Source organism: Paenibacillus sp. sgz302115 (assembly GCF_056120445.1).
Genome location: NZ_JBVYOK010000008.1, coordinates 48,328 through 67,956, shown reverse-complemented (window position 1 = coordinate 67,956; position 19,629 = coordinate 48,328). Strand labels below are relative to the sequence as shown.

Genomic DNA, 19,629 nt, shown 5'->3' with positions numbered 1-19,629 from the left:
CTCTTTATGATTGTATCCAAAGTTAGGGGCGGCGTCAAAGATGTTGTACCTTCCGCAAACAGTCCCCAATAAAATTCATTGCACATTCATCTGCTGACGCATAATAGGCGAGAGCTGAATGCTCCCGCCTACGATAGTAATTACTGCGCTAAATTGTATTATGCTATTATACCGAAAGGCTCGCTTTAGGCATAATTTCTTGAAACAAAATGTCCCTTGGACACTTCAACCAATTCAAAATCACTGTCATTGGTTTTTTCGCCTGCAGCAAAGATTGGAGAACCCAACTCATCATGCAGATGAATACGCTTCTTGTTGACTTCAACTTCCGGATCGGGAATTGGAATAGCCGACAGCAGCGATTTGGTGTAAGGGTGGATCGGGTTGGCATACAGCTCTTCACTTTCCGCCAGCTCAACCATTTTGCCCAGGTACATAACCGCTACACGGTCACTGATATGCTTAACCATGGACAAGTCATGCGCGATAAAGAGATAAGTAAGACCGAGACGATCCTGCAGCTCCTTGAGCAGGTTGACCACCTGTGCCTGGATAGATACGTCCAGTGCGGAAATCGGTTCGTCACAGACGATGAACTTTGGATTGACCGCAAGCGCGCGGGCGATCCCGATACGCTGGCGTTGTCCGCCGGAGAATTCATGCGGATAACGGGTTGCATGGTCATGGTTAAGTCCAACCATATCCAACAGCTCTTCAATCCGTTTTTTACGTTCTGCACGGCTTCCGGCCATTCCATGAATGTCCAGCGCTTCGCCGATAATATCCGAAACCGTGAACCGCGGATTAAGCGATGCATAAGGGTCCTGGAATATCATTTGCATATCACGGCGCATAGCCTTCATTTTGCCCGAAGACAATTTGTAGATGTCCGTACCATTGTATTTCACGCTTCCGGCAGTCGGTTCGTAAAGACGAAGGACTGTCCGGCCGGCAGTAGTCTTACCACAACCGGATTCCCCTACCATCCCCAGGGTTTCGCCTTCGCGAATTGTGAAATTAATATTATCAACAGCCTTAAGAACTTTCCCCTTGCCTACATTAAAATACTTCTTAAGACCTTCTACTTCAATCAGGTTCTTACTCAAACGTACTGCACCTCCTTGGCCATCGAATGCAGATTCCAGCAGCGCGCCATATGCGTCTCACTGAATTCTGTTGCACCGGGATCGATTTGTTCGCAGACATGCATCGCTTCGCTGCAACGCGCTGTGAACGGACAGCCGACCGGCGGTTTGATCAGATCCGGGGGAGTTCCGATGATCGGAATCAGCGGCTCACCCTTCTTTTGGTCCAGACGCGGCATCGACCGCAGCAAGCCCTTAGTGTACGGATGCTGCGGATTTCTGAAGATTTCCCATCTTGTACCTGTTTCCACCACTTCACCAGCATACATGACGATGACCCGGTCACACATCCCGGCAACGACTCCGAGATCATGTGTGATCAGAATGATGGAGGTCCCCAGCTTGTGCTGCATCTCTTTCATTACTTCCATGATTTGCGCCTGAATCGTTACGTCAAGCGCTGTTGTCGGCTCATCTGCAATGAGCAGAGCCGGGCGGCAGGCAAGTGCAATAGCGATCATTACACGTTGGCGCATCCCGCCGGAGAATTCGTGGGGATATTGGTTAAAGCGAGCTTCAGCATTTTTGATACCGACCAAATTCAACATCTCGATACCTTGCTTTTTCGCTTCAGCCGCTGACATATTCTGATGTTTGATCAAAACTTCGGTTATCTGTTTGCCCACCTTGATCGTTGGGTTCAAAGAAGTCATCGGGTCTTGAAATATCATGCCAATATCTTTGCCGCGAATAGTTTCCATTTGCTTCATGCTTTTGTTCAGCAGATTCTGTCCTTGAAAAATAATCTCGCCCTGTTTCACTTTGGAAGGAGGCGTAGGAATGAGCCGCATAATGGATTGTGCCGTAACACTTTTGCCGCTGCCGGATTCACCGACGATTGCAACCGTCTCACCTTTGCCTACTTCGAAATTCATACCGCGAACAGCCTGTACTTCTCCGCCTTTTACAAAAAAAGAAACATGCAGATCCTTGACTTGCAGAATGGGTTCCATCAATATTCACCTCCTATGCTATTTTTTCAGTTTAGGATCCAGTGCATCGCGAAGACCGTCACCAAAAATGTTAAAGGAAAGCATGGTCAAGCTTATCAAAATAGCCGGGAACAGGAAGCGCCACGGATAATAAAGCCAGCCAGTCAGTGAATCATTAATCATCGAGCCCAGGGAAGCGATAGGAGCTTGTACCCCAAGACCCAAGAAGCTTAAGAACGCTTCGGCAAAAATGGCATTTGGTACAGATAGGGTAATCGTTACGATAATCGGACCCACCGCATTTGGCAGCAAGTGACGGAACAGCAGTCTGCCTGAGCCAGCGCCCATTGAACGCGAGGCCAGAACGAACTCACGGTTCTTAAGCTGCATAATTTCACCGCGCACAATCCAGGACATGGTAATCCAGCCTGTAATGGTCAGCGCCAATATGATCGTTCCTAAACTTGGTTCCATTACTACCAGCAGCAAAATAACAACCAGCAGATAAGGAATGGAATACAAAATTTCAGAAATTTTATTCATGATATTATCTACACGGCCGCCAAAGAAGCCCATAATACCGCCATAGATAACGCCAATGAACAAGTCGATTGCCGCTGCCGCCAAACCAACGATCAGTGAGATACGTGCTCCATACCATGTACGGACAAAGATATCACGGCCCAGATCATCGGTACCAAACCAATGTTCAGATGAAGGAGGCTTATTGGTGCTGAGCAAATCGTTAGAGTAATAATTGTATTTCGAAAACAACGGACCAATCAGCGAAGCCAGAACGATCAAGCCAAGAATAATCAATGCCGTCATGGCCATTTTATTTTGACGCAGCCGCTGCCAGGAATCCTTCCAGGCTGAAAGACTTTCACGCTGAATAACCTCCGCCTGCTTCTCATCAATACCGATTTTCTGGAAATCTTCCGGTTTCAGGTCCGCATCCAGCGATACCATGTTTTTGTCAGTTGCCAATCTTTAGCCCTCCTTTCCTCCAGTTAGTTTGATCCGCGGATCTACAAATACGTATGCAATGTCAGTAATAAAGCGGGCCACCATGAGCAGAATACCGTAGAAAATAGTAATCCCCATAATCACGGTATAATCACGGACACCGATGGCTTCCACAAACTGCTTACCGATACCGCCGATACCAAAAATCTGCTCAATAACTACAGAACCGGTTACAATGTTAGCGGTCATTGGTCCCATGTAAGTTACAACTGGCAGAATCCCGTTACGGAGAACATGGCGGCTCAAAATTGCGAACCAGCTTAGGCCTTTAGCCTTAGCCGTCTTAATGTAATCGGCATGCAAAACCTCCAGCATGCTGGAACGGGTCAAACGGGCTATAAAGGCTATCGGCTGGGCCGAGAGCGCCGCTACCGGAAGGAAATAATACATTGGCCCCTTGAAGCCCGAGACCGGAAATATGCTGAATTTGTAGGCAAATACATATTGGAGCAAAGACGCGACAACAAAGCTCGGAACCGCAATCCCCAGCACCGCCAGCACCATTGCAGCGCTATCAATAAATTTGCGGTGATATAGTGCCGCCAGCATGCCGAGAATGACCCCGACAATAACCGACACAATAATTGCGACAACTCCCAGCTTCAAGGACGCTGAAAAGGTCTGTCCAATCAAATGTGTTACATCCTGATTCAGACGTTTCATCGACACACCCAAATCACCCTGGGCAACTTCACCCAAATACTTAAAATACTGATGATAGAGCGGCTTGTCCAAACCATATTGCTCATATAAACGCGCTTTAATTTCCGGTGGAACTTTCTTTTCAGAAGTAAACGGGTCCCCCGGAATAGCTTTCATCAGAAAAAAAGTCGCTGATATTAGCACAAACAGCGATACGAGCATGTAAAAAAACTTATTTGCAACATAACGAACCATCCCCATCAACACCTCCCTCGACATTTTTTTAGACACATAATTTGATTTTATGAAAAAATCGGGCTTTTGTCCATTTTCTAATTTTGTAAACCAGAACAATCTTTAACAAAAAGCCGGAAATGCAAAAAAAAGGGATATATATGGAATTCCACATATATATCCCGAAGTGTAATGCTAACTTCAGACGGCTAACTATTCAATTTAGCTGCTGGAGACAAATCTTAGTGCTCAAGCAGATAAGCGCGGGTGAAGTCAACTGCACCACTGAAGTCAAGAGTTACACCTTTGAGGTAACTTTTAGTCAGGGAGTTGTTAGTGTAGTAGTAGATCGGCATAATAACCATATCGTCTTGAACCAGCATTTTTTCTGCTGCTGCAAAGTCTTCTTGGCGTTTAGCCAGATCAGAGCTTGCTTTCGCATCAGTGATCAGCTTGTCATAAGCAGGGTTGGCGTAACCAGCATCATTGTTACCTCCACCTGTTACAAACATATCCAGGAAGGTCATTGGATCATTGTAGTCCGCTGTCCAGCCGGCACGTGCAACTTGGAAGTTCTGGTTTTGACGGTTGTCGATAAATACAGCCCACTCTTGGTTCACAGTGTTTACAGTAATACCAAGGTTGTTTTTCCACATATCAGCAATCGCAAGAGCGACTTTCTTGTGGTTTTCACTTGTGTTGTAAGACAGTTCTACTGGAGGAAGAGCAGTCAGACCTTCTTCTTTCAGACCTTCGGCAAGCAATGTTTTTGCTTGTGCAACATCTTCTGTGAAGTAGCCGCTGTCTTTAACAGAATTACGATATTCACCGTCAGCACCAGCAATACCTGGTGGCACGAAGCCAAAGGCAGGAAGCTGTCCGCCCAAGGTAACGTTATCGATCAGGGCTTGGCGGTTAATTGCCATTGCAAGTGCTTTACGGATCTTAACATTGCTGAAAGGTTTTTCAGTTGTGTTGAATTCATAGAAATAAGTTGCAGCAATACCTTTAGAAACGAACTCATCAGGAAGCTCTTTTTTAACAATAGGAAGCTGCTCGGAAGGAATTTCACCATTCGGAGCGCCTGCGCGATCCAATTCACCGTTCTTGTAGCTCAGCAATTCAGTTGCACCGCTGTTAACAAGGGAGAAGTCGATTTTGCTCAATTTAATGGAAGCTGCATCCCAGTACTTGTCGTTTTTAGTTACTTGGATAGCTTGACCTGTAGTCCATTCAGTCAATGTGTATGGTCCGTCTGTAATCATAGTGTCTTTGCTTGTTGCCCATTTAGCATTACCCTCAACGGATTTGTGTACAGGGTAGTAGGTATAGAAGGAAAGCAGTCCCAGGAAGTAAGGTGTTGGCGATTTCAGCGTAACTTCGAGAGTTTTCGCATCAACAGCTTTTACGCCTACTTGACTGAAATCTGTAACTTTCTTAGTGTTGTATTCTTCACCATTCTTGAGGTAGTACAATTGATAAGCATAAGGTGCTGCAGGATCTGTTGCAGGATCAAGCACGCGTTGCCATGCACGAACGAAGTCAGCAGCTTCTACTGGATCGCCGTTGCTCCACTTGGCATCACGCAGGTGGAACGTATATACCAGACCGTCAGCGGAAATATCCCACTTCTCAGCAATACCCGGTTCAGCTTGGCCAGTTTCATCATTCGTACGAGTCAAGCCTTCATACATAGTTTTCAGGACAGTGTTTGCTTGGCTGTCTTGAGCTTGTGCAGGGTCGAATGTAGGTGGTTCTGCACTCAGGTTAACTTTAAGCGTTTGGTCAGCGGCCAATTTCTCGTCGCCAGTTGCAGCATTGCCAGTGTTCGTGCCTGCATTGCCCGCATTAGTTGCTGCGGCTTCGTTGCCTTTGTTTGCATTGTTGTTTCCGCCGCAGCCAGCAAGCACTGTGCCGATAACGAGAACCAATGCAATCATGAGCAATAGACTTTTACTCTTCTTCATCTAGCAGTTCCCCCTAAATAGAATGTGGTATATGGTTTATGATTATACAACCAGTGGTCAAAAAAATCTACAGCAATATTTTCTGAAAACCCTTTTTTTTTAAAACTTAAAAATTTTGTGACATTGACGCTTTACCGGAGCAATGGAACATTACATCGCTTGTGATATGTACTTAATAAGGCCAACGGCCATGAACAGAACATATCCAATGCCCATGAACAAGAAGGAAAGTCTCCAGACTGCCCGAAGCAGACGCTTGCCGTCCACTTTTCCCTTTAAGCGATTTTGGGCGCCTCCAATCAGTCCAGCGCATATTAATACAATAAGTAGTATAAGATAAAACCCAAACCCCGATTTGAAAATGTTATTGAATAAGGCCGATACGGATAGAAATAAAAACAAGGTTGTCACGTCCATAGCCAATAAAAATGTCTTCTTCTTCTCTTGTTTGAGGCCTATCCCTATGAAATATACGATCAAAAAAGGAATAACCGGAATAACGCTTAACAGCGTGAAAGAATTCCACAGAAATCCCAAACAGCCTCACCTCTCCTTCACATTCATGCCTTCTACCAACCGGCAAATCCAGCGGTGTAAAGGGACCGTGATTCCAGCGCTCTCTGCCATCGCTACAATGCTGCCGTTAATCCAGCGAATTTCCGTTGCTCTTTTAGCAAGCACATCCGCAAGCATTGACGAGATATTGCCCGAGGTTGCCCGGCAAACTTCAAGAATGCCCTCCCATGCATCAGCATCATAAGCAATGCCGCAGGCATCATATACGCGAATAGCTTCTGTATACAGCTCTTTCATTAACTGAATACGCTCTTCAGAAGCCGGCAGCTCACCGTTCCGAATACGCCAAATCGCCGTCAGCGGATTGATCACAGCATTGATCAGCAGCTTCCGGTAAATCATGGTATCCACTTCTTTCGACATCAACGCGTAGAATCCTGCTGCTGTAAGGGCCTCAATCAAACTAATTGCAGCGGTATTCTCCTCATTTTGAGCATTTTTATGCGAATCCTGTCTGGGGACTGTTCTTTTCCCTATACATATTTCCCCTTTGCCAGCATGGATAACCTCTGTTAATGTTTTCCTTTTTGCAGCCTCGGTGGTTACCGCCGCCCAGATTGAAGCCTCAGGCAGCAGCTCCTGAAGCAGCTCCAAATGGCCGTTGCCATTTTGAAAGCAAACCGCATTAAGCTTGCTGTTCCTTAGAGGAACGAGAATCTCCGGCAAAATCCGATGAAAAACGTTCTGTTTGACCGTTATCGCCACCCAGTCGCCAGGCTCACGAAGTACGGTTTCAGCGAATTTGCTTATGGGTGCTGCCTGAAAGCGGGTGCCCTTAAGCCGAATGGCTTTACTCCCGTCTTCATAGCTTATGGTTAAGCCTTCTTCGGTAAGTTCTCTGCTCTGTTCTTCACTCCGGCACCATAGCCTGACTTCCGTTCCAGCATCAATCAGTTTTCCTGCCAGCAGCAGACCCAGTGAGCCCGCACCGATTATATCTATCCTCATTCCTGCACCTGCCGTTTCACAGCAATTTTTCCTAATTATATCCTCCTTCCGGCAAAAGCAAAATAGCATCGCAAAGCGGAGCATTGAGTATGTATGCAAAAAACCCGCAAACGGGGCAGGAGCCACTGCATGCGGGTTTCACAAAACATGTGAATTTATTCGATTCGTTCCAGATTGCCGTTCGCGTCCATTTTGAACCTCGTCTTCATTTCTTCATCCTCTTCATTAAGAAAAGCGAGCCTCCGGGCACGGTCCATAATCTGAATTAAAGCCTTGTAATCGTCGTTCACAACACGGTAGTCACTCTGGGCAAGGTTAACCTCTTTGGATAATCTTTCATTCTCCGCCCGAAGCTCGGTTAGCTCATCCTCTTTCTCGCGCAAATCCCTTTCGAGCATCTTGAGCTGGCGGCCAGCTTCCTGAAAACTTCCTTTCCATTGTCTTAAGAAGCGGATCACCGCATCGATTGACAATGAATTTTCGCCCAGCCCCTCGCTGCGCCCGTATTCCTCTTCAATGTCTCCGAGAATCAAGCCGGCTACCTGCGCACCTCTGCTGGCAGGCTGCTTTTTCAGATAGCTCCGCTTCTGGCGCTGGCCTTTGGCGATACCGATTGCATCTTCGTAGCTTTTGCGAACACAGCTGTTCCAGCGAAATCCGCATGCTGCCGAAGTCCTGCCGATTTTTTCACCCACCTCTTCAAAAGCTGCGAGCTGTGTACTGCCCTCCCGGATATGACGCAGTGTTATTTCTGCTAGTATCAAATCATCTTCCGCGCTCCAAGCATCCTGTCTAACGGCTGTCATAAAGCCAAACCCTCCTAACAACATCATGAAATAACCATCTTCATAACCGGCAGCTCCGCCGGATAGTGAATAGGATAAAAGCTGCTTACTCCATTTCTATGCCTCTATTAGAGTTCATAGAATCTATTTGATACTAAATTGTATTTCCATTTTGACGTAACCTCATACTTGCTGAGTGCTATAATTTCTCTTTTTGTATTTCAAGCTTGCATGTCAATAATAAAAATCATATTTTTCCAATAATTTCAGCTTTTTTTCGATGAATTCGTTTACAAGGTTAGCTCTGGAAGGTATAATTAATTTCAAAGAAGGTATTGCCGGAACCATACTGGAAGGGGGATGTTCTCTTGGACCGCATGTTTCGTGTGCTGGGTTTTTTTACGCTTGTGATCGGACTGATGGCTTTTGCCGGGGATCTGACGGAGATGGCCCTGCTCTTCTTTTTGCAAACCGCTTTTTTCGTCATTCTGGGGTATATGAAATTTACCGAAAAGACTTACGTCCTGCTTTTCTGGGGATATATGCTTCTGACCTTTACCGGCTTCAGCTACTGGACGATTTTTGAGATGGGGCTGCCGCTTTAAAGCCATTTATATTTGAGACGGATGCTATTCCTTACATTAAGGAGGGCCTCCGTTTTTTTGTTTTGCGTTTTTGCAGGTCTTCCACAAGGAATGCAGGTATGATATTTTAACAAAGGTAAACATATTATTAGTACATACCTGTCTATTCCTTCTAAGGTGGTGGTGTGGTGCTTTTCCGCAATAATAGATGCCGATTTTCTGCCGTTCTGATCTTCCTTGTATGCTTCACAATACTGCCTCTGACGCCCCCTGCCTTTCTCTCTGCTGATCCCGTCACGGAGCTTAACGCCGCTCCCCCGGCTATGCCTGATAATGAGGAGACACGCAAGCTGATGGAGCAGACGTTATCCTCGGCTGAAATTGAACATGAGATCACCCGCATAAACGCTGAGCAGCAGACGCTTGAAGCAAAGGTGTCCTTGCTTGAGAAACAGGCAGATTCCCAAAAAACAGCAATTGCCGATCAACGGGAGCGTGCCGGCGCCATTGTGCGTTCTTATTATATGGGTGACAGGGACGGATTGCTGACGGCTGTTCTCTCCGCTAAAAGTATTGGCAGACTGCTCGCCTTATATGACTATTATGAAATTGTAATCGGGCGGGACCGTGACATTCTGTCTCAATATGAGCAGGAATATAAGAAGCTGAAAGCAACATTAGCTGCGGCGCAGCGCAGTTCACAGGAGCTGGCGGAGCTGAAAACGGCTCTGGAGGAACAGAAGGCCCGGGTCACGGCGCTCAACGCAGAGATCAAAGGCGGCATTCAGGGCAGCAGTGATCCCGAACGCATGAGTGCTTTACTAGAGGAATTTACGAAGTATTGGGAAAATATCGGCATTCATGAGGTTAGAACGTATTTCAAAGCTTTGTCGTCGGCCATGAAGAATTTGCCGCAGTTCGTTCAGAGTCATGACGGGATGCTGACGCGCAAAGGAATGACTTACAATCTGGCGCTAAAGGAAGAGGATCTGAATGAGTTCCTGGTGGCGCAGAATTCATTATTCAAGGACTTTGCTTTCCATTTTAATGATAATGAGATTACTGCAACAGGAAAAAGCGGGGGGTTGTCACTCACGCTGACCGGCCATTATACGATTCAAAATGATCCGGTCAACGCGCTGATGTTCCATGTCGATGAGGTTGTATTTAATGGACTGAAGCTGCCGGATACTACCCGTAAGGCGCTTGAGGAAGATTTCGACCTAGGCTTTTATCCGGAGAAAATCATCTCTTTCCTGCGTGCTACTGATGTGAGCAGTGCAGCGGGTGTGCTGCATGTGAAGCTTGGGCTCTCATTTTGAGGCCTGTACTAAAGCTGCGGCATATCCTGCAGCATTGACTTTCCCTGTAAGCAGCAGGGTGACTGCCGCCGTAAGCTCCGACCAGCCTCCCGCTGTCTCCTTGCTTATGGCGGTTTCCTCAGTAAGCAGCAATTTGACGTCAAAAGGAAGCTTCGTTCGCTCGGGCAGACCGGAGCGGTAAAGCTCATCGAGGGCGGGCAACCGCCCTGTATTCTCCAGCCAATCGAGCTGCGCCGTGCTTGAGGTGACATAAGCAAGCCATTTCACGGCAGCCTCAGGATCGGCGGACTGCGCCGGAAGAGCGAAAAAGCGGCTGTACAGCGCTTGGTACCCTATTTTACTGCCGGCGGCCACCGGCGCTTCAGCAGCCAGTGAAGAATTCCCGTGCTGCTGCCACTCCGAAAGCGGTAGTGCCGCAACCGCAACCTTTCCATCCTGAAGCATATCCCAGATGCTTGTATTATAGCGGCTTGTCAGATAAAAATAGCTGCTTGCATTTTGTGTCCATTCCAGCAGGGCCGAATTAATGTTCAGCAGGTTGCCCCCCATACTCTCCAGCACTGCAGAATAGCCATAAGGATTGCTGCTATCCATTGCCAGCAGATATCGTTCCTTGCCCTGCTGCTCAAGGATGCGCTTCAATAACTCATTCCACTGCTCCATACTTCTCGGAACCTCTGTCAAGCCCAGCTCGCTGAGCCGCTGAGGAGAGTACACCAGTACATATGGATCAATATCAAGCGGGACTCCCCAGTCATATCCGTTCCATTGCATCTGAGGAATTAACGTAGTTAGCGGCGCACTTCCGGGAAGACTCTGATAAATATCTACCGGCAGCAAATATCCCCGGGTTGCCAGATCAGTGATGCTGCGGCCGTCGATCATCACAATATCCGGGCTATCCCCAATCGTCATATCCTGCTTCAGTTTCTCATCGGCATCCCCGCTGTCCACATTGCTCAGAATGACCTGAACTCCCGTGGACAAGCTGTAGTTATTGCTGATCCGTTCCAGCTCCTTAAATTCCTCATTGCTCAGAGACACCCGGATACTCAGCTTTTTGACACTGTCCTTATCGCCGGAAGCAGGCCGCTCCGATTGATTCAGCGGCTGCCTTAGCGGATGGGAATCGTCACGGGTATCCAGCTCCATGCTGGGGGACAGGCTTGTCAGCGACAGCAATAAAATAGCAAACAGCAGCCAGTAGTTTCTCCTTCTCAGCACGTTCCTTCTCCTCCCGCCTTGACTCGTCTCCCCTATTTTACCAGATGCATCTCCGGTTGTCTGCCGGTAGTGAAAACGTTCTCTTTCTATTATATGGGTGTGAACGGCGATGGGTAATACGATTGCGACATTTGACCATTCCAAGAAAGCTTTGGACTTCCGATCGCTGTTATCCTCAGATTTCCTGATTTGAATTACCGCTTCTGCGGTAGAAATCTGAGGATAAAGGCGAACGCTGACGCTTCTCCAGTTCCAAACTTTCTTTCCATTCTGTTGTCGCAAAAGGATTTGCCCCTCGCCGTTCCTTGGGGGCGGCAAAAGCAAACAGCCGGGAATGATCTCCCGGCTGTTTACTCTAAATCAGATTGCCTGCAAACCATATATACCTTATTAGCTGGTATATGGTCGTTAACAATCTATTGTACTTCGTACATTCACATTTACAATATTCTGTCCCATTTTACGTTCTATTGTACTCTGTACAATAGTTTTATCGAATTCTGCCCATAACGGTGGATTTCCTTAAAATCAGTTGCATGAAATACAGCAGAATGTGTTTTGGAAGCCATTTCCCCTTATTCTATTGCACATAGTGCAACCACACCAGCCTTTACTCTAGCAAACAGTGGGCGGAACTGGTATATAAGGCAAAGCCTGCAGCTACAGCAGGTCAGCGGCCAGTTGGGCCAGGTGCGAACGCTCGCCTTTTTCCAGAGTAATGTGTCCGCTGATGCCCTGCTGCTTGAACTTCTCAACGATATAGCTAAGCCCGTTGCTCGCAGCATCGAGATAAGGATGATCAATTTGCTCCGGATCGCCCATCAGAATGACTTTGCTGCCTTCACCGGCTCTGGAGACGATAGTCTTCACCTCATGGCGGGAAAGATTCTGCGCCTCATCAATAATGATGAATTGCGATGGAATGGAACGCCCGCGAATATAGGTAAGCGCCTCGACCTGAATGCTTCCCAGGCCCATGAGTATTTTATCAATGTCTCCAGCCTTCTTGGTATCGAACAGGAATTCCAGATTATCATAAATCGGCTGCATCCACGGGCGAAGCTTCTCGTCCTTCTCACCAGGCAAATACCCGATATCCTTGCCCATCGGCACCACCGGGCGGGCGATCAGCAGCTTTTTATATTTATGCTCATCTTCTACCTTGAACAGTCCCGCAGCCAGGGCCAGCAGCGTTTTCCCTGTTCCCGCCTTGCCGGTGATGGTCACCAGCGGAATGTCATCATTCAGCAGCAATTCGAGCGCCATCCGCTGCTGGGCATTGCGGGCACTGATTCCCCACACTGCATCATTCCCAAGATAGAGCGGCTCCAGACGGGAGGCATCGCTGTTCACTCTGAGCAGGGCCGACTTGCCGGTGCCGATCTCATCCTTCAGAATAATGAATTCATTCGGATACAGTGAGTACGATAAGCCTAATTGTTTGACTGACAAGGAACGGTGGCTATAATATTCGTCGATCAGCGAAGGATGGACCATCAGTGACTGGCAGCCGGAGTACAGCTCGTTCAGGTCACCAGTACGGTCGGACAAATAATCCTCTGGTGTAATGCCAAGCACATCCGCCTTGATGCGGACAAGCACATCTTTACTTACGAGTACCACAGGTCTGGGTTCAGCCTTTTCATTCTCCTCATGGAGATAATTGAGCGCCACAGCCAATATCCGGTTGTCGTTGGACACTTCCCCGAACATTTCCTGTACCTTGACGAAGCTGCGGTGATTAAGCTCCACCTTCAGCGTACCTCCATGCTCCAGCTCCACACCGCTATGCAGGTGGCCCAGTTCACGGAGTCCGTCTAATAAGCGCGACACGGTGCGGGCGTTGCGGCCGATTTCATCGGCATTACGCTTCTTGGAGTCGATTTCTTCCAGCACTACAGCGGGAATGACAACCTCATGCTCCTTGAAAGCAAAGATCGAATTGGGATCGTGCAGAAGCACGTTGGTGTCTAGTACAAATATCTTTTTCATGTTATCCCCTCCACAGCGCCTGGTTTGATTGGTCATACATAACTCTTTTCAGCGGGGGCAAGATATAGTAAAAAACTGATCTTTGGCTGAAAGGAGTAAGCACATATGAGAAAATCAATGTGTCTGTTGCTGGTACTGCTGCTGCTGACAAGCTGCGGTATCGCTAATAAAGGAACATCACCCTCTCCTCAGGATAAACAATCGGCGAAAGCTCTAAGTAACCAGGGGAACCGCGGGGTACGGCCACTAACGACTGCAGGGGCAGCTACACTGAACCCCACAGCGATGCCTGGTCAAGCTTACAACACTTCAGGTGAGAGCGATATTGCACTGAAGAATCATTTTGAACAGCTGGCCAAAAGAGTACCGGGCGTAAACGGCGCCCACTGTGTCGTAATGAACAACATGGCTGTAGTCGGCATAGATGTTGATGGATCACTGACCCGCTCGCGCGTCGGAACCATTAAATATTCCGTAGCTCAAGCTATCCGGAAGGACCCGAGAGGTGTAAGGGCGCTCGTCACTGCTGACATGGACCTTAACAGCAGACTTGCCGAGATGGGCCGTCATATCAGCAAGGGACGCCCGGTTTCCGGATTCGCCGCCGAGATGGCCGATATTATCGGCCGGATCATACCACAGCTCCCTAAGGACGTCAGACCGCAAGGGAAGTAAATTTCAAAAAAAAGCCTAGTGAGAATATCACTGGGCTTTTTGCATGGCGGCAAACACTTGTCCGTCCAGCTTGTCAGCCGCACGTGCATCGTATACCTTCGCATATTTTGGGGCAGATTCCAACTGTGCGCCATAGAACAGCGCATTGCGGACCGCTTCAATTTCAATATCAAAACAGCACATCTTAAACGGGACATCGGACAGCGGGTCCTGCCTCACGACAGCGCGGCCGTTAATGGCATGTACGGTACCCTCGTCAAAAACCGTAATCGTCACCAGCGGATTAACCTTCATGTTGTTCACAAGCCTGGAGCGATGGTCCACCGCCAGACGCACAATGGATGGGCTCACTGCATAGATCCAGGAAATAGCGGTGGATGTAGGTCCACCAGTTTCCGCATCCACAGTGCTTAGAAGAACAAAAGTTTCTGTCTGCAGCATGGATAGCAGGCTTTCATTGAGCTGAGCAACGGCTTCGGACATAGATTCAGGCCCCCTATGATGCTTGTGTGCGTTCAATTAATTATATTATAGCACATGGCCGAACTTGCATTCAATTTTGAGATACAGCCCCGGCAATCCGGTTCTGCAGGCTTTTCTTTGCCGCGTCAAGCTCTTCATTGTTAATATATACATATGGACTGCGCCAAGTTCCGGTCACCGGTTTAAATTCAATATTCGCCTTGGATATTTTCCAATAGGTGGATATCATACTCTTAATCTGCTCATTCTCGATATCGGTCTTCATGTTGTCATCCACCGCATCAAGCACTTTGCCAATCTTGAGTACCCCGCCCAATGACTGCATTTGTCCGACTAATGAATTGAGCACCTCGTTCTGGCGTTTATTGCGGTCAAAGTCATCCGAAGCCTTCGTCTTCGGGCTGCAGTTGGACTTGCGGTAACGAACATAATCAAGTGCATCGTCGCCGTTCAGTTGTGCCGGACCCTTTTTCAGGTTGATATCCGTGCCATCCACACTATCCGTATAACACATATTCTCACTAATATTGACGTCCACTCCACCTAGCTCATCGACTACATCACGGAAGCCTTGGAAATCAAGCACGGTAGCATAATCAATGTCGACTCCGAGATATTTGCCCATCATTGTCTTCATTTCATCCTCGGCAAGTATACCCGACTTCTTCTCCTTGCCCTTGAACCGGGCGTAGAACTCGTTAATCTTAGTCTTCTTATAACCGCTAAGCTCCACATAGGTATCCCGGGGAAGCGAGACCACTGTAGCGGACTGGGTACTCGGGTTAAGCGCTGCGACCATAATGACATCCGTCAGATTCGAAGGATGCTTCGGGCGGTTGTCTGTTCCCAGCAGCAGCATCGTGATCGGTCTCTCTGCAGCCGAATGTCCTGCCGGAACCGGCCGGTCGATACCAAAGCTGCCTTGATCAAACTTCCAATACAAATAACCTGCATAACCAAGCACTGCAAGTATTACAATCAGGAGGATCACAAGCAGCGTCCTTCCTGCTCTGGCAAAAGTTCCACGTTTCTTAACTATCTTCTTGTTCTGCGCGGGTCTGGCCGCGCTGCTTGGCTGCGGTCTGCCGTTTCTTTGGTTCCCGCTGGATCTTGGAGGCAAACTTCCCTTACTTGTACTCATATCAAATAAAGTCCTTTTCATATCAATTGGAATTATATTGCTACGTATTAAATTAGACGGAAGTTCGTGGTAAAAGTTGCGTTTACTGTCTTTTAGCTGCTGCTGTTGCCTTTCGCTTCTGCCGCGCTTCCACCATATAACGGACCCGCACAAGCAGCATCAGCCCTACAGCCACAAGGAGACACTGGATGATCGGCAGCTTGTCGTGCTGAAAAATGAGCAGCATGCCTGAACCCAGCGCCATCATGATATACAGTACGATTTCCTTGCCGATGGTAAGCTTCTGATTGACGCGGAAAACACGGTTGTACACATAGGTCAGCAAGATAAAAATAACAATGTAAGCGACAATAGGATGCTCAGCGAACCAGCTCTGCACAGCTCGTCACTCCTCCCGGGAATAAGTTCGCTTACATTATATCATCCGCCGCAGGTTTTTCCGCTAATAATCCTTAGAATTTTAAGGACCTCTTGAAAAGCGCACAAAAGCCGCCGGACTGGCCGGCGGCTTCAAGAAGAAGGATAAACAGCTTAGGCTTGGCTGGCTTGCGCCGCTTTGCGCTGCTTTTCTGCACGTTCGCGTTCGCCCTTATTCAGGATCTTTTTACGCAGGCGGACAGATTTAGGAGTAATTTCGCAATATTCATCATCGTTCAGGTACTCAAGCGCACCTTCCAGAGAGAACAGGCGAGGTGTCTTCATCTTCACCGTTTCATCCTTTGTAGCGGAGCGGACGTTAGTCAGAGCTTTTTCCTTGCAAATGTTGACGATGATGTCGTTGTCGCGGGTATGCTCACCTACGATCATCCCTTCGTAGATTTCAGTCCCAGGCTCCAGGAAGAGGATACCACGGTCTTCAACACCCATCATGCCGTAGAATGTGGAGCTGCCGGTCTCGCTGGACACAAGCACGCCTTGATGGCGTCCGCCAACCTGGCCGCCGATCAGTGGAGCGTAGCTGTCAAATGCATGGTTCATTACCCCATAGCCGCGTGTCAGCGTCAGGAAGTACGTATTGTAGCCGATCAGGCCGCGTGCCGGAATCAGGAACTCCAGGCGCACCTGTCCGGTTCCGGTGTTGATCATGTTGACCATTTCCGCTTTGCGAGTTCCCAGACTTTCCATTACGGCGCCCATGCTTTCTTCCGGAATATCAATCAGCAGGCGTTCCAGCGGCTCCATCTTGACGCCGTCAACTTCCTTGATGATAACCTCCGGCTTGGATACCTGCAATTCGTAGCCTTCACGGCGCATATTCTCAATCAGAATCCCGAGATGCAGTTCACCGCGTCCGGACACGATAAAGGCATCAGGGCTGTCGGTTTCAAGCACACGCAAGCTGACATCTGTTTCCAGTTCTTTGAAGAGACGCTCACGCAGCTTGCGGGAAGTCACCCACTTGCCTTCTTTACCAGCAAACGGACTGTTGTTCACGAGGAACGTCATTTGCATGGTCGGTTCGTCAATCTTCAGTACAGGCAGTGCTTCTGGGTTAGCCGGATCGGCAATTGTCTCACCGATGTTGATATCCTTGATACCGGCAATGGCTACGATGTCGCCTGCACCCGCTTCTTCGGCTTCCACACGCTTGAGGCCCTGGAAGCCGAACAGCTTCTCAATGCGGGCAGTTTTGCTCTTGCCGTCGCGCATGATAACTGTAACGGATTGGCCTTGCTTGATTACGCCACGGTTTACGCGTCCGATAGCAATACGGCCCAGATATTCATTATAGTCCATCAATGTTACAAGGAATTGCAGCGGCTCATCCACTTTTTCAGTTGGAGCCGGAATGTGTTCGGTAATTGTCTCATACAGTGCAAGCATGTTGTCGTCCTGCTTCTCAGGGTCCAAGCTGGATGTACCGTTAAGTGCGGAAGCATAGACAACCGGGAATTCCAATTGATCGTCGCTGGCTTCAAGTTCAATGAACAGGTCCAGCACTTCATCAATAACTTCCTTCGGACGTGCAGCCGGGCGGTCAATCTTGTTCACGACTACGATTGGTGTCAGGTGCTGCTCCAGCGCTTTGCGCAGAACGAATTTTGTCTGCGGCATGCAGCCTTCATAGGCATCGACAACGAGCAGTACGCCGTCAACCATCTTCATGATACGTTCTACTTCACCGCCGAAGTCGGCGTGTCCTGGTGTATCTACGATGTTGATCAGGAACTCTTTATAGGTAATAGCTGTATTTTTGGCTAGGATAGTTATTCCGCGTTCCCGCTCCAGGTCATTCGAGTCCATAGCGCGTTCTTGAAGATGCTCGTGAGCGCTGAAAATACCTGATTGCTGCAGAAGCTGATCGACGAGTGTTGTTTTGCCATGGTCAACGTGGGCAATGATCGCAATGTTGCGGATATCTTTTCTTGAATGCATGATTTGTATCCAAATCCTCTCATTTATCAAATTAAAAATGTTCAAATTTATAGCGTGTCGCAGCAGTCTCACAAAAGAAGCGCCAGGCAGAAAGCCGACGCTTCAACATATCCTTAATATTATAGTGAAAGCACTATGAAAAGCAAGTCTTTTTATGAAAAAAACGCTTACCAGCCTCCATTCCACTTCTTGCGGCCTCCCGGTTTGCCCCGGCCGAACATCAGCCAAGCGCCTGCTGCGATTAGAACCGCACCAATTAGGTAGAGCGCTCCGGTACCCAGAAGACTAAAGACCAGCAGTATAATGCTTAACAGTCCAAGAATGACGGCTGTAGTCGTAAGTCCGCCGTTTCGGCCCGTAGAATAGAGCGAATACTCATATAGTCCGACAGCAATGCCCAGCAGCAGCAGCGGCCACAGATGTCTCATCAGCCCCCAGCCCCACGCATTGCATAATCCCAGCAGCAAGCCGTATACAGTCAGAATTCCGGCGGGCAGCAGCACAGATGCCGAAGCACGACGGCTGAAGAAAAGCACATGCAGGAACAGGCCTGGTATCAGAATCACGAGTGGCCACAGGGCACGCCCGAGGAATCCGAACACCCCCAGCTTTCCGAGTAGAATTACGATGCCGGCGGCGGCGATAAACACACCCAGTTTCATGTCGTTTTTGGAAGACATTTTTCACCCATCCCTTCAAAGTTCTCATCTTTTATGACAGGATTCCATTTATATTTTATCTGAAAAAAGAATAAAACACCATCACCAGCATTCTTCATGCTTTTGGCAGAAACGCCAAAGAGGCCGCGCCAAAGCTTATTCAGCTCTGTCTCAGCCTCTAGTATTGCCAGATTTCTACTTTAACGATACGGGTCTGCGCTTAATTGCACCGGATACCACAACTGCGATGCCCAGTAAGAGCGGCAATGTGGAATGAAGCGATGGCAGCAAAAAGGAAATCACCGGTCCGAACTTGGCATCCTGCAGCAGCATTTCACCGGCGGTATGCGCAAGGATATATGCCCCGATGTAGATCAGCACCGGAAAACGGTGCAGCCAGCCTACGATAATCCCGCTTCCCCAGACCACAATCGGAATGCTTAAGGCGATGCCGATCACAATCAGCGCAAGATCCCCTTTGGCCACTCCCGCAATCGCCAGCACATTGTCCAGGCTCATAATGAAGTCGGCAAGCAGAATGGTGCGGATCGACCTCCAGAGGCTCAAGCTTTCCTCCACCCTGACATCTTCCTCTTTCTCAAGCAGCAGCTTGAACGCGATCCATAGCAGCAGCATCCCCCCGCCCGCTTCAATATAGGGAATTTTCAGCAGCAGCACCGCAGCAAAAGTCAGCAGGCAGCGCAGCGCAACGGCTCCCGCAGCTCCCCACCATACCGCCAGCCTGCGGTGGTTCTCCGGCAGATTCTTGCTGGCCATCGCAATCACCATTGCGTTATCTCCGCTCAGCACAAGATTGATCATCAGTATTTCACCAAGCAGCAATAAGGAATCCATTGTTTTTAGCCTCCCCGAACTACATGTAATTACATGTATGTCCAAGGGCGACAAGCTATGCTA

Annotated in this window: 19 protein-coding genes; 3 read left to right on the top strand and 16 right to left on the bottom strand. The window is 48.4% G+C overall.

The annotated features are described in order from the left end of the window. Positions 1-185: 185 nt before the first annotated feature. The 8 genes from AC0LWN_RS16790 to AC0LWN_RS16755 form a co-directional block, all read right to left on the bottom strand. Positions 186-1,106: an ABC transporter ATP-binding protein gene (locus tag AC0LWN_RS16790; RefSeq protein WP_474667225.1), complete on the bottom strand. Its 921-nt coding sequence runs from the start codon at positions 1,104-1,106 to the stop codon at positions 186-188. Beyond that, positions 1,103-2,098: an ABC transporter ATP-binding protein gene (locus AC0LWN_RS16785; RefSeq protein ID WP_474667223.1), complete on the bottom strand. Its 996-nt coding sequence runs from the start codon at positions 2,096-2,098 to the stop codon at positions 1,103-1,105. Before AC0LWN_RS16785 ends, AC0LWN_RS16790 begins: the two co-directional genes overlap by 4 nt. An 18-nt stretch (positions 2,099-2,116) precedes the next feature. Next, positions 2,117-3,046: an ABC transporter permease gene (locus AC0LWN_RS16780; RefSeq protein WP_474667480.1), complete on the bottom strand. Its 930-nt coding sequence runs from the start codon at positions 3,044-3,046 to the stop codon at positions 2,117-2,119. Positions 3,047-3,067: 21 nt separating this feature from the next. Continuing rightward, positions 3,068-4,000: an ABC transporter permease gene (locus tag AC0LWN_RS16775; protein WP_474667221.1), complete on the bottom strand. Its 933-nt coding sequence runs from the start codon at positions 3,998-4,000 to the stop codon at positions 3,068-3,070. A 221-nt stretch (positions 4,001-4,221) separates the two neighbouring features. Continuing rightward, positions 4,222-5,946: a peptide ABC transporter substrate-binding protein gene (locus tag AC0LWN_RS16770; RefSeq protein ID WP_474667219.1), complete on the bottom strand. Its 1,725-nt coding sequence runs from the start codon at positions 5,944-5,946 to the stop codon at positions 4,222-4,224. A 150-nt stretch (positions 5,947-6,096) separates the two neighbouring features. Then, positions 6,097-6,483, bottom strand: coding sequence for a DUF3397 domain-containing protein (locus AC0LWN_RS16765; RefSeq protein ID WP_474667217.1), 387 nt, complete (start codon positions 6,481-6,483; stop codon positions 6,097-6,099). Positions 6,484-6,489: 6 nt separating this feature from the next. Then, positions 6,490-7,470 carry a ketopantoate reductase family protein gene (locus AC0LWN_RS16760; protein ID WP_474667215.1) on the bottom strand — a complete coding sequence of 327 codons (981 nt, stop codon included), beginning with the start codon at positions 7,468-7,470 and terminating at the stop codon, positions 6,490-6,492. A 155-nt stretch (positions 7,471-7,625) separates the two neighbouring features. Further along, on the bottom strand, positions 7,626-8,276 hold the full coding sequence (locus tag AC0LWN_RS16755) for an RsfA family transcriptional regulator (protein ID WP_458963678.1): 651 nt from the start codon (positions 8,274-8,276) through the stop codon (positions 7,626-7,628). Between the two features lie 347 nt (positions 8,277-8,623). Here AC0LWN_RS16755 and AC0LWN_RS16750 point away from each other — a divergent pair, with 347 nt between their 5' ends. After that, on the top strand, positions 8,624-8,860 hold the full coding sequence (locus AC0LWN_RS16750; protein WP_458963921.1) for a DUF2626 family protein: 237 nt from the start codon (positions 8,624-8,626) through the stop codon (positions 8,858-8,860). A 332-nt stretch (positions 8,861-9,192) separates the two neighbouring features. Beyond that, positions 9,193-10,161 (top strand): coiled-coil domain-containing protein, encoded by a 969-nt coding sequence (locus AC0LWN_RS16745; RefSeq protein WP_474667212.1) that lies wholly within the window; start codon positions 9,193-9,195, stop codon positions 10,159-10,161. Here the strand turns inward: AC0LWN_RS16745 and AC0LWN_RS16740 are convergent. Together AC0LWN_RS16740 and AC0LWN_RS16735 are read right to left on the bottom strand one after the other, a co-directional pair. Then, positions 10,153-11,385 (bottom strand): sugar ABC transporter substrate-binding protein, encoded by a 1,233-nt coding sequence (locus AC0LWN_RS16740; protein WP_474667210.1) that lies wholly within the window; start codon positions 11,383-11,385, stop codon positions 10,153-10,155. The two genes, AC0LWN_RS16745 and AC0LWN_RS16740, sit on opposite strands and share 9 nt — an antisense overlap. 660 nt (positions 11,386-12,045) lie before the next feature. After that, positions 12,046-13,377, bottom strand: a complete 1,332-nt coding sequence (locus AC0LWN_RS16735; RefSeq protein WP_474667208.1) for a PhoH family protein — start codon at positions 13,375-13,377, stop codon at positions 12,046-12,048. A gap of 105 nt (positions 13,378-13,482) precedes the next feature. On the opposite strand from AC0LWN_RS16735, the gene AC0LWN_RS16730 reads away from it, so the two are divergent. Continuing rightward, complete coding sequence (locus tag AC0LWN_RS16730) at positions 13,483-14,052, top strand: YhcN/YlaJ family sporulation lipoprotein (protein WP_458963682.1); 570 nt, start codon at positions 13,483-13,485, stop codon at positions 14,050-14,052. Positions 14,053-14,079: 27 nt separating this feature from the next. Here the strand turns inward: AC0LWN_RS16730 and AC0LWN_RS16725 are convergent, their stop codons facing one another. From AC0LWN_RS16725 to AC0LWN_RS16700, 6 genes are all read right to left on the bottom strand, one after another. Next, positions 14,080-14,535 (bottom strand): pyridoxamine 5'-phosphate oxidase family protein, encoded by a 456-nt coding sequence (locus AC0LWN_RS16725; RefSeq protein WP_474667206.1) that lies wholly within the window; start codon positions 14,533-14,535, stop codon positions 14,080-14,082. 70 nt (positions 14,536-14,605) lie between these two features. After that, the gene (locus AC0LWN_RS16720) at positions 14,606-15,676 is read right to left on the bottom strand and encodes an LCP family protein (protein WP_474667204.1); all 1,071 of its coding nucleotides are present in this window, start codon (positions 15,674-15,676) and stop codon (positions 14,606-14,608) included. Between the two features lie 82 nt (positions 15,677-15,758). Next, positions 15,759-16,055: a YlaH-like family protein gene (locus AC0LWN_RS16715; protein ID WP_474667202.1), complete on the bottom strand. Its 297-nt coding sequence runs from the start codon at positions 16,053-16,055 to the stop codon at positions 15,759-15,761. Positions 16,056-16,207: 152 nt separating this feature from the next. Further along, positions 16,208-18,052: a translational GTPase TypA gene (typA, locus tag AC0LWN_RS16710; RefSeq protein WP_474667200.1), complete on the bottom strand. Its 1,845-nt coding sequence runs from the start codon at positions 18,050-18,052 to the stop codon at positions 16,208-16,210. Between the two features lie 167 nt (positions 18,053-18,219). Beyond that, positions 18,220-18,732, bottom strand: coding sequence for a hypothetical protein (locus AC0LWN_RS16705; protein WP_474667198.1), 513 nt, complete (start codon positions 18,730-18,732; stop codon positions 18,220-18,222). A gap of 174 nt (positions 18,733-18,906) precedes the next feature. Next, positions 18,907-19,566 (bottom strand): TerC family protein, encoded by a 660-nt coding sequence (locus AC0LWN_RS16700; protein ID WP_474667196.1) that lies wholly within the window; start codon positions 19,564-19,566, stop codon positions 18,907-18,909. Positions 19,567-19,629 lie beyond the last annotated feature (63 nt).